Source organism: Komagataeibacter europaeus LMG 18890 (assembly GCF_000285295.1).
GTDB classification, from domain to species: Bacteria; Pseudomonadota; Alphaproteobacteria; order Acetobacterales; family Acetobacteraceae; genus Komagataeibacter; species Komagataeibacter europaeus.
In genome coordinates this window covers 1-11013 of the sequence record NZ_CADP01000087.1, presented here as the reverse complement: position 1 = coordinate 11013, position 11013 = coordinate 1, and the positions used below count along the sequence as shown (strand labels likewise).

At 57.7% G+C, this 11013-nt stretch carries 11 protein-coding genes; 6 read left to right on the top strand and 5 right to left on the bottom strand.

Going from position 1 to position 11013, the window contains the following annotated elements:
• The 4 genes from GEU01_RS23060 to GEU01_RS16660 form a co-directional block, all read right to left on the bottom strand.
• On the bottom strand, positions 1-806 hold an 806-nt coding region (locus GEU01_RS23060), incomplete at its 3' end, for a hypothetical protein (protein ID WP_019086854.1).
• 110 nt (positions 807-916) lie between these two features.
• Complete coding sequence (locus GEU01_RS16670) at positions 917-1411, bottom strand: hypothetical protein (RefSeq protein WP_019086855.1); 495 nt, start codon at positions 1409-1411, stop codon at positions 917-919.
• Complete coding sequence (locus tag GEU01_RS16665) at positions 1411-2238, bottom strand: FAD-binding oxidoreductase (protein WP_010518286.1); 828 nt, start codon at positions 2236-2238, stop codon at positions 1411-1413. Before GEU01_RS16665 ends, GEU01_RS16670 begins: the two co-directional genes overlap by 1 nt.
• A gap of 3 nt (positions 2239-2241) precedes the next feature.
• Positions 2242-2826, bottom strand: coding sequence for a hypothetical protein (locus tag GEU01_RS16660; protein ID WP_010518283.1), 585 nt, complete (start codon positions 2824-2826; stop codon positions 2242-2244).
• A 387-nt stretch (positions 2827-3213) separates the two neighbouring features.
• Between GEU01_RS16660 and GEU01_RS16655 the strand changes: the two genes are divergently transcribed.
• The 6 genes from GEU01_RS16655 (at position 3214) to GEU01_RS24695 (ending at position 8996) form a co-directional block, all read left to right on the top strand.
• Positions 3214-3966: a BRO-N domain-containing protein gene (locus tag GEU01_RS16655; RefSeq protein ID WP_026018818.1), complete on the top strand. Its 753-nt coding sequence runs from the start codon at positions 3214-3216 to the stop codon at positions 3964-3966.
• A 59-nt stretch (positions 3967-4025) separates the two neighbouring features.
• The gene (locus GEU01_RS16650) at positions 4026-4319 is read left to right on the top strand and encodes an HU family DNA-binding protein (RefSeq protein ID WP_019086977.1); all 294 of its coding nucleotides are present in this window, start codon (positions 4026-4028) and stop codon (positions 4317-4319) included.
• A gap of 126 nt (positions 4320-4445) precedes the next feature.
• Positions 4446-4667, top strand: a complete 222-nt coding sequence (locus GEU01_RS16645; protein WP_232272588.1) for a hypothetical protein — start codon at positions 4446-4448, stop codon at positions 4665-4667.
• Complete coding sequence (mobF, locus tag GEU01_RS16640; protein WP_019086975.1) at positions 4667-7885, top strand: MobF family relaxase; 3219 nt, start codon at positions 4667-4669, stop codon at positions 7883-7885. The genes GEU01_RS16645 and mobF overlap by 1 nt, the downstream gene beginning before the upstream one ends.
• 157 nt (positions 7886-8042) lie before the next feature.
• Positions 8043-8267, top strand: coding sequence for a hypothetical protein (locus tag GEU01_RS25870; RefSeq protein WP_157212873.1), 225 nt, complete (start codon positions 8043-8045; stop codon positions 8265-8267).
• 243 nt (positions 8268-8510) lie between these two features.
• Positions 8511-8996, top strand: a complete 486-nt coding sequence (locus GEU01_RS24695; protein WP_081499995.1) for a MucR family transcriptional regulator — start codon at positions 8511-8513, stop codon at positions 8994-8996.
• 390 nt (positions 8997-9386) lie between these two features.
• On the opposite strand, the gene GEU01_RS16635 is transcribed toward GEU01_RS24695, so the two are convergent.
• Positions 9387-10931: a Fic family protein gene (locus GEU01_RS16635; RefSeq protein ID WP_019086864.1), complete on the bottom strand. Its 1545-nt coding sequence runs from the start codon at positions 10929-10931 to the stop codon at positions 9387-9389.
• Positions 10932-11013 lie beyond the last annotated feature (82 nt).

Below are 11013 nucleotides of genomic sequence, written 5' to 3'. Positions count from 1 at the left end.
GTCAGGATCGAACTGGACGCGGCACTGCCCATTTTTGCTGCGACTGCCGCGCGCCATTGGCCGACCGTGGTGGTTGAACTGATATTGTTCCCCGACATTGCCGTGCCCGATATGTAGGACGACATGAGACTGCTGTCGTCGGCCGTCGCGATTTCAGCACCCGCGCTCGGGCCAAAGTTATAATAGGCCCGGGCATCAAGGGCCGTCGGGTTACTGATGCCGCTGTGCTGCAGACTGGTCGCGGCATCCTTGAGATACTGCGCCGCAGCCACCGCCTGCGTCGCCGGGTCCTGCTGGCCTGCCGTGCCGCTGGTGATGGATGAGGCCAGCGAGGGGTCTGCGGCCAGTGCCTCTCCAAGGGTCTGGCTGTAGGTCCCGTTGCTCATCTGGAACGCGCCGGTGATCGTACTGCCGTTTCCGGCCGTGTAGAGGTTCTGGCAGCCGGATTCCACCACGCAGGTCGCGGCAAGCGCTGATGGATTGACGCCCAGCGCCTCGGCGTTCTGGGCTGCCGCATAGCCCCATGACTGCTGGTATAGGGTCTCGAGCGCATCGCTGTCGGACGTGCCTGCTGTCGTTGTCTCGGTGACGGCGCCGCTTCCGCTGGTGGCCTGGGCTGTCCCCGTCGTGTCCGGGGTCCAGCCACCGAGCCCCGGTTCCTGATAGGTTGCGTTGACATGTGTCGGGAGGCCGCCGGGCACGTTTACTGTCTGTGCGTGCCCGATGGGGGGCATGACGAAGCCGCACGTCACAAGGACCACGGTCGCTTGCGCCGTGCGGCGGCATGGAAAGGGGAGCCGGATCACCTTGGCCTCCTGTTGCGAGGCGGACAGGATCGGCCAGCATCATGCGACCTGTGTCAGTACTTCGTACGGCGTTTCGGTTCCGGCCGTGAGCGTGCCCGTTGTGGACACGCTCACGGCATCCGTCCGAGCGCAAATCCCGCTATCAGGACGATGGAGCTGTAGCCCAGGATGCGAAAGGCCGTCTCTAGGTTGTACCGTCTGGTCATGGCCGTGGCCTGGCTCTCGATGGCGCCCCTTAATCCTTTCGTCATATCCGCCGTGATCGTGAGGAGTTTCTTCTCGACCAGTTTTTCGTTGATGGTGCGCAGCGTGTGCACGGCTTCAATCCCGTCGCGCAACTGCTCGCGGATGACCACGGTATCGTCGGCGAGTGCCCTGCGCTGCTGCTCTGCGATCAGCCTGGCTTCCGTGACGGAACGGATCGACGCGCGTCGTGCCTCTATGGCCAGCATGCCAATCTGGTCCAGCGTGACAATCAGCGCGGAGATCACTTCCGCTTCGGGTGCGATCGGGCGGGAAATCCACTGATTGGCAACCCGCCGCAGGTTATCGACGTGCTCGGCAAACGCACGATCCGCGTCTTCGATTTCGTTCGGCGCTGTCATCACACACCAACCCCCATAACTTCTGGCAGGCCTGCGGGCATCCACGGCAGATAATCGGGGCCAAGTGCTGCAAGAAACTTCGGCACGTCGCGCCTCAGCCACCGGCTGACGCGACACCGGTCGAAAAACGAACTTGTCGGAAAGCCGTGGACCGGCCTGTTCGCCGCAAAGTCCATGAAAGACTGCCCTCGGTCCGAGACACGCTTTATCCCGTCAAGCGCAGGAAACACCCCGTAGACAGCCCCGCGGCCAAGTGCGCCCTCGATTGCGGGATATTGGAGGATATGCCGGATTTCCTCTGAAGCATCGACGCGCCCGCTAAGCAGGGCCTCGTTAATGACAATGACGGTGTTCTTGGGAATAAAGCCCCGGTTTGCCTGCAGGTCTTCAAGATAGTCGATATCGGCATGTTCCGAGCCGATCATGAAAACCGTGACAAGATTGATCCCGAGTTCCTCAAGCTGTGCAACGAGCGGGGAGGCCTTTACCAGTTCATGAACCGCCGTCCAGCCGCCACCGATGTCAAGAATCGCGTCGTTCTGGGTTTCCACCAGCTGCTCGATCCTCTGTTCCAGCCAGGCCGCCTGTCCCTTGGCCGTTATGGTCGCAGGTTCCAGGACGTAATCACCCAGAGAGGCGATAGTATTGGACTTGTTGAGTGAATCCGTATTCCAGATTTCCGGGTGGCCTCCCTGCTGCTGGGTCAGTTCCGTGAGGACCTTGAGGAATGTCGTTTTTCCAACCCTCTGGCGTCCGATTGCCATCATGAGGGTCGGTTGCGCCTTTACGGTCTCTTTCGCTGCGGTCTTCGGTTCGCGTGCCGTCATGTTTCATTCCTGATGAAAGCCGGGTTCCTGCAACCGTCGCCGGTTTTCCAGATCCCGAATGATCTCTTCGGCCCGTGCGCGACCCCGGCGACGGATTTCTTCCTCGTCCAGGTCTGCTACTGACGCCTCGGGAATGGTCGTTGGTAATGATGCGACCTGGGATGGCTTTTTTTGGAGGGAAGCAATTTCTGCCGGCACGGCTGCTTCGGCAAGAGATAGGCTTCCGTGTTTCCCGTCAATGATATCGGGTTTCCAGTCTTTAGACTGTCGACTGGGCAGGAGCTGCTTCTGGTTTTTTCGGACGATATCGTGGGATCGCCCGGCATGGGCACGCCGGACTCGAGCCCATGTCTTGGCGGCCGTCTTGCGGGTGATTTCCTTGTTCTCGACCGTTCCGGTTATCCCATCCTCGTGTGCGATCTCGATGAAGATATCCCAAGCGCGGATTGTCTGACGCGCTTCCGAGATGTCCTCGAAATTCTCCATCATCCAGCGGTAAAGTGGCGAGACTTTCTGTCCTTGCCGACCACGAATTTTTTCTCCGGCCACGCGTCGGATGAAACGGTTTCCGCCTGTCTGTGAGTCCATTTCCGTCACGTCGTTTCTCCTGCAGGCCGTGTCAGTGGCTGTACCGGTGTGAGGTAATCGCTGCGTGGACGTCGGGTGGCGCATTTTTGGTCCCGGTACGAACCCTTTATGAACCCCCACTGGACCCATTTCAACGACGTCTTGGCACCTGCCCGGGGTGGGACCGGTACCACCTTTGGAACCGGGTCGGACCCGGCCTGATAGAGGCTCTTCATACACCATTGCACCGTTGGTGCGGGCGGCTACGCCGCCAGGAGTGGGCAAGCGGGAAAGGGTATAAGCAATGCTTAGACCCTTGCGGATGACGCGGATGCCGCTGAGCACGTTTTCCATGAGAGGTCGCATGCTTCCCGCGCACAATCTTCTCAGGAAAAGGGGAGACATGATATGCCAGACACCACCATCAGGAGGCCGCGAGCCAGGAAGCCGGTCAGTGATCCGGTTCAACCTATTCTGCATAAGAGCGAACGAGACTATCTAACGTTCGAAGATACCCGGATATCAGTTCGGGAAGTCACCGGAAGGCGATGGATCTCGGCCCGGGAGATTTGCTGCATATTGGGCCTCAGCAATCCTTCTGCGACAGTCAGACGGCTCGATGATGATGAATATTGCCGCATCAGCGTGGTGACCGCAGGAGGGATGCAGGAACAGCTCTTCGTCAGTGAAAGCGGAGCCAATCACCTGACGTTCATTTCTCGAAAGCCTATTGCCAAACGGGTTCGGCGCTGGATTACCGGAGAGGTGATGCCACAGATCAGTCGAACTGGCGCCTATATCCCCGGTGGAGGCCCCGGAAGTGCCGTGCAACTCACGATCACCAGTACCCAGATGGATCTTCTCAGGCGCCTTTCGCGGCCTGGTCCTCACATGGTTTTTGTGATGCCGGGACAGGAGCCATACATTGAGGAGGTTGATCCTCACCAATTCATCCGCGACCTGGATCGTCACGACGTGGAAGGGCTGGTTCACGCCATGAACCTGATCGGGTCGGTCTGGAGCATATGCCGCAAAATCGACGGGGCGATGTATTGCTCCCCCGTCCTGCAGAGTGGTATCGGTCGCCAGCTTGATGACGCCATTCGCATCGGGGTGGACCTGTCCCGCAGCGTCATCCTGCCCGCCCGAGAGAAATCATAAATCCGCTACGGTTGTGATTCGATCTCTCCGTGTTCCCTTAACTGAAAGAGACAGCGCTGATGAAAAGTACCGATCTGATTGACCGTATTGCCGAAGCCACGGGTGGCACGAAGGCCGATGCGAAGACCGCTCTTGAGACCGTCATAGCCTCTATCGTTCAGGCTGCAGAGGTCGGCGACGAGGTATCGCTGCCCGGCTTTGGCAAGTTCACCGTCCGGCACACCGCCGCCCGCACGGGTCGCAACCCGGCGACCGGTGCCGAGATGCAGATACCAGCCTCGCGCAAGCTGGTTTTCGCGCCGGCCAAGGCCGTCAAGGACGCGCTCGCCGGAGCTGATCAAAAGAAGGCCTGAACGGTCGCATGATTCCGCGTCACGCTTCCCGTGGTTCTGACATGGGAGGTGATGACGATGAGCGAGACGGCCAGGAGACCTGACATAACAGCAGGCCAGGACGACGACATCCGGGAACGGCTTCGAATGATCGAAGACAAGCTGTCTCTGATCATTGAAATTCTCTCCCCGAAAGAATCTGATGGTCCGACACTTGATGAAATCCTTGGCCGACTGGTAACACTGATCGCCGCGCAGAGCCCTCTTCTCAGGCGCATCGATCTTACGACTGGCAGGATCCTCGACATTCAGGAGGGCCGGACGCCCCGCACCTCATCGCCCGAGGAAAAGGACGGAACTGGCGTCTGATGATGACGTTCCGGAAAATTTCGGCTGAGAGCACCGGTCGCTTGATCACCGCCTATTTCACCCAAGAGCTATCGGATCCGGAACATGATTTCCGAACCCTGCCAGGAAAGGTTTCTGATGCGGACGGTGCCCGACTGACCAGTTATTATACTGGGCGCGATGGCCGCGCCTCGTGGCGGCCGGACATGAAGCCGGAGATCGCGGCGGTTCTCGGGATCGATCCCACTATACCGCCGAAAAACGGGCAGCTAAATCGCCTGTTCGAGGCAAAGCGGGCTGATGATGGCGAGGACTGGTCAAAGAATGCCCGCAAGATCAGTGCCTATGATCTGACCCTGGCGCCGCACAAATCGGTGACTCTCGCGGCCGAGTTCGCGCCGACCGAGGCCGAGAGGGCAACCATCTGGCACGCTATTGATCGGGCAAACGACGCCACCATGCTCTATGTCGCGCGGGAAATCGGCTTCGCGCGGCGCGGTCATGGGGGCGAAGATGGTGCCGACCCGGGCGAGGTCACCTGGGTGTCATTCCGGCATGATACCGCGCGCCCGACGGTCGAGGCGCGTGACGCGCGGACAGGCCAGACCTATTTGATCGATACGCCAGCAGGCGGCGATCCCCATGCCCATATCCATAACGCCCTGTTCAATGTCGTGGTCACGGAAAAGGGGCATGTGGGGTCGCTTGACACGAAGCGGCTGCGATCGCGCGTTCATGAATTCGGGGCATATTTTCAGGCGCAGCTCGCTGATGAACTGCGCCGGATCGGCATTGCCCAGCGATACGACGCGAACGAGCAGGCGACGGTCATCTCGGCCGTGCCGCCGGATATATCGGATTTCTTCAGCAAGGGACGACGGAACGTCATCAGGGCGGCCAAGGAGTACGCCGCGGCGGAAGGAGCGGACTGGGCGCATATGCCGATCAAACGCAAGCGCCGCATCCTGTCCATGGCCGGCCTGGCAGCCCGGCTGGACAAGAACGAAGGCACAAGCGACCATGAGATATGGCGAGAACAGGCCAGGCGTCTTGGCTGGGAGGAAAAAAGTCTGCTTGGCGCGCCAGTAGCGCCTGCGGGCACCAGGGAACAGCGATACGATATTGCCTGCCGTTTCGCTGTGCGCCATCTCGCGAGGGAGTTTGAAACAGCCGCCGTGATCGATCACGACAAGCTCAGAACGTATGCGGCCCGGGGTCTGATCGGCACCGGTATCGAAGGCGGCGTGAAGGACATTGATCATGTCGTGGCCCTTATTGAACAGCGTGGTCTTGAACTCGGCGGGGAACGGGTCTCGCTGATTCAGGAAATGCGCGGCGACAGGCTGAGGGTGACGAATTCCGCGCAGATCGTCATTGAAGAAAACCTCGCGATTCAGGCGGCTCGTGCTTCAGGAGACCGAAGCGGGGCGCTGTCGGACCGCCAGATCACAGAAGCGATCGGACGATCGCCGCTCGACTTCGCAAGCGAACATGGAAAGACGCAGAAGGCTGCGATTTACGCTCTCGGCCGGGGCGGTGCGCTCTCCATGCTCACCGGCGTCGCGGGCTCCGGGAAAACGGCCCTCCTGTCTCCGCTGGTCGATGCGTGGAAACATGATACGCGTTATGACAAGAACGGTCGCAGGGTTCTCGGAATTGCCAATGCCTGGCGTCAGGCGGACGCATTACGTGAGGCTGGCATCTTTGACACGAGCGCGATGCTGCCTTTCCTGGCGCGGCTGGAGCGCGGTGACGTCGATGTGGACCGGAATACGGTGCTGGTGATTGACGAGGTCGGCCAGGTCGGTCCACGCCAGATGCTTCGTCTGTTACAGTTGCAGCGCGATACCGGCTGCACGATCAAGGCGCTGGGTGACCATGAGCAGGCGCAGAATATCGAGGCTGGGGACTCCATCGAGATGCTGCGTCGGGTCCTGGACCCGGAAGACATGCCGGAGCTTCTGTCCAGTGTCCGGCAGCTATCAGCGAGAAATCGCCAGATTGCTGATTTGTTTCGTGGCGCGGAGCCCGAAGAGAGCGATCTGGAAGCCCACGAGTTCAGGGGGGCTGCGGCCAACGCGCATACGGACGAGGAAAATGATGACGACGTCCGTAACAGGTTTCATCTGAAGGAAGTGCGGGATGCGATCGATATGAAACGGGCGGATGGCACGATCCGTCTGGTCGGCGGCGATCATGAGGAAGTCCTGCAGGATATTGCCCGACTGTATGTCACGCGTCGCGATGCACTGGTGGCCGAGGGGGCCGGGCCGCAGCGAGGCCGGGCCAAGACGATCAGCATGTCGGCGCTGACCAATCAGGATGCTGCCGATCTGAGTCGTGCAGTCCGTAAAATCCTGCAGGAGCGCGGCGAGATCTCGACGCATGAAATCACCGTGCAGGCTATTGATCAGCGCGGCGAAACCTATGATCTCGCGATCGCTACGGGCGACCGGCTTCGGCTGTATCGTCGGACATGGGGCAGCGTGGATGGAAAGGGCGGCACAGTCGGAAATAACGGCGATGTGGTGGAAGTTCTGGCCCATGGCGATGCGGGGCTTCGCGTCCGCACGAAGGACGGGCTTGTTGCTGATGTTGAATGGCGGCGGTTTCGTGATGCGAAGACTGGTCGGGTAATGCTGGGGTTCGGACATGCCATGACGATTGATGCTGCACAGGGGCTTACTTCAGATGAGCACATCAACGCCCTGCCGCGCGGCACGGAACTGGCGACGGGATTTACCTCATACGTCGCCGAAAGCCGGGCGCGTGGCACAACATGGACCATGATCTCCGATGGCGCGACGTTTGAGGCGGTCCGGAACCAGAGGGCGCTCGGGGATATGACGCCCATCACCAGTGACGATCTGTGGAATCACGTGGCAAAGAAAATGGCGCATAAACCATATAAATCATTGGGCACGGATCTGGTTGCCCGAACCCGCAAGGCCCGGGATGCGAGGATTCGCGAACTGATCGCGCTTGGGCGCACGCAGGAGACACTGATGAAGTCAGGTCGCCCATATGGCAGGGAGATTATTCTGAAGACCCAGGCGCGGCAGGCCGAGCGCTTGCATAAGGCGCGTCTAGCCGAGATCGACGCCAGGTTGCAGGTCATGATCAGGAACGCACCAGCGGTCATGACGGGTGCGGAGCAGATGCTTCGGAGCCAACGGGCCGCTCAGGTGCTGGGCAGGCGTCCCCATGTGCCATATGCGTCGCCAGGCGCCGCCAGCTAGAGCGTCCGGCTTTCTGCTGTTCTCACCCGGATTTGGATCCTGCCGACCGTGTGCCATACCGCGACAACATCTCAGATCTGACGCACGCTTTGGTCATTTGCGCAACGAAGTCGGCTGGGTATCGTTAGGCAGGCGGGGAGCAGCAGATAGCAGGCCAATGATGGATGATGTGTCTTTCCGGGGAGATCCTGATCCGTTCGACTGTTGGTTGAAGAACGAATTGCGTGTTCGGTTCAATGATGTTGTGCGTGAAACGATCCCTGAAAGTCTTCTGCGCATTATTGGCGCGACTGAAGCTTCCGGGCATGTTCACGCCTTAAGACATTCCTGGACCGAGGAGGAAGCTGTGTCTGAATGTTTTTCTGACACCGGCTCCAGATGATCTCGTGTTGCAGATATGGCGTCTTGATGCTGGGTGGGCAACAGGTAACAGGATTGCGGTTGAAAGCAAGAAGTGTTGACGGTCAGATAAAATACAGATGAGCGGGCACAGGATCCTATAGATATCTGCTCAAGAGCATACCTGTTCTGCAAGCTGCCAGATCTACGAAAACATCAGGGACTATTCCCAATAGCGGTGTTATATACAGGGCCACATTTTTTTCGTCTGTTTAGGTGATGGACAATGCCCGAAGAACAACAAAGACAGCTGGCGCTGACCGTGGAAATCATAACCGCTTATGTATCGGGAAATAAAATATCGTCGGATGAACTTATCAGGCTGATTGGGGCTGTTTACAATTCATTGTCCGTCTCGACTGCTTTGGGAGTGAAAGAACAGAGACCTGCCGTTCCCATCAAGCGGTCCGTATTTCCAGATTATATCATATGCCTTGAAGATGGGAAAAAGCTGAAAATGCTCAAACGGCATCTGCAGGCGTCCTATGGCATGACGCCTGAAGAATATCGGCGGAAATGGGGACTTCCGTCTCATTACCCTATGGTCGCTCCTAATTACACAATACGCAGATCGGAACTTGCACGAGAGATTGGACTGGGGCGGGATATAACGTCCACTGCCACCAAATCTGGTGATGAGGGCACGACAGAACCTGCATTGTCTGATAGGCCGCAAGGAAGGCGCCGGGGTGGAAAGAAGGCGGTCCACTAAAAGCGGAACGCGCCATCGGACCGGGCGGCGCGGCGATCTCTTGGCTCAGAACCGCAGCAATATACGAAGGTAGAACTTCTTCGCTACGCAGTAGGGTACCGACTGCGGCTGCTCCTGTTTGACCGGACCATGATCCCGTTCGGGGCGTTACGTCGATAAATCCGGACGAAAGATGCCTTTTGTACAATCCAGGTTGCGGATCACGATCCTAAGCCCTTGGGTTATATACCTTGTAGAAGAATTCAGTTCTCAGTGAAAATCCACAGGCGATGACTACAAAGTTGTGCTCTCACGAGGGCAGTCTGCCTTTTCCGCTCTGAAAATCCTTTTGCGGATCCCATGTCTGATAACGGACAACTTTCTATTTATCACGGGGGGGGGCATGCGTAATCATTCAGAGAATGAACGTCTCAGCGCCTCAGAGATAGCGTTCCAAAGTTTGAACTTTTCGATCATGGGATATTCTTTCTGAATCTTGCCGCTGGGTATGAAACGAGTATCCCGTAATGACCTGATGATGCGGTCGGCATCCATATCCGGCATTTCAACAAGTTCCTTGAGTGCCTGCCGGGCATTATGGTGCGACCGGAGATATATGGCTTCCTCTTTCATGTGGTGCTTGATGGTCATCTCTAGCGCAGCGCTGAGATAGATAACGTGGGGGGCGAAATTGATATAGCGCCAGGCCGGTCTCGCCAGATCGTGGTTCGAGAAGTCGAGATTGGATTTTATCCCATCAGGATAGGTCTTCATGTCACGATCGAAAGAGACATGATCCGTGATCTGTCTCATCAGGGGTTTTGAAACCCTGTCTAGAATCTGGTCGTAGTTTCGCCTGCTCGTCGGGTCTCCAATGATGGTAGCTGAGATGGGAAGGATGATCTGGTCAGGGATGGCGCCATCCCGTCTGAGAACGTCATTTATCAGGAATCGGTGGACACGGCCGTTCCCGTCAGAAAGAGGATGGATGTAGACGAACCCGAAGGCGGCCACGGCGCTACGCATGACAGAAGACTGTCCTTCAGTCCTGTCGAGGAAAATTTTTAATCCTTCAAGCATTTCCGCTACGTCTTCTGCGGGAGGCGCGAGGTAATGAACAACATTCTCGTACCTCATCGTGTATTCTCCAACGAATACCGGTGACAGGCGCAAGCCAAAATGCTCGGTTATTGTGACATCACCGAGAATGTTGCGTTGTAATTCGGCAAGGTCAGTATCTGTCAGCGGGACTGCCCCATGCCCGGTTCTCGTGGCGAGTACGTGGCTGAAGCGCTGGATCCGGTCAAGTTGATGCTCCTCGCCTTCAATGGTAAAACTTGCCTTGCTTTCACGATTTGTCAGCCACACTGCGGCCCGGGCAAGCATGCTCTCGCCGAATTCCTGCACCAGTTCATCATAGCCGGCAGATACGTCCATCTCCGCAGCCATTTTGAGTTGACTGGAAAGCGGGATAAAGGGACAAAAAAAGGGATTCCCGGGCATGTTGTCACGGATGCGCCATCTGCTGACGTTGCTCATCTTGTCTGGAGAAGCTGTTACCTGAAAAGATGCGTCCAGTGCGGGGACGTAGTTGCCACCAAGGTCGACTGGCGGCACAAGCATTTGTCCTGTGACGAATTCGTAGAGAAACGATGCCCGTCTGGCATATTGTCCGGTCGGTGCACTGTTTATCCACTCCTGGACAAAACTTGGTCCGGCCTTCGCAAAGACGCGCGCCAGCAACTCAAGGCTGGTGGGTTCGTGTCGCAGATGAAACTGCAGATGCGCGGCTGCGGTGTCGGCCGGACGCATGTTTTCGGGATACGTCTCGATGCTGTATAAATTATGATGACTGCTCGACCGGCGACTTCCAAGCTGGCTTTTGACAGCCAGTCCGCCGAATGGCTCTGCATCATATTTCAGCGCAAGCCACATGCCGCCGATCGGGTCTGCCATTGGAATTAAATTCCTGCTGAGTTGTCCAAAACCGTTTATTGATGCTTAAAATTGCATATAAACGGTGTCTTGTGTAAAAAAA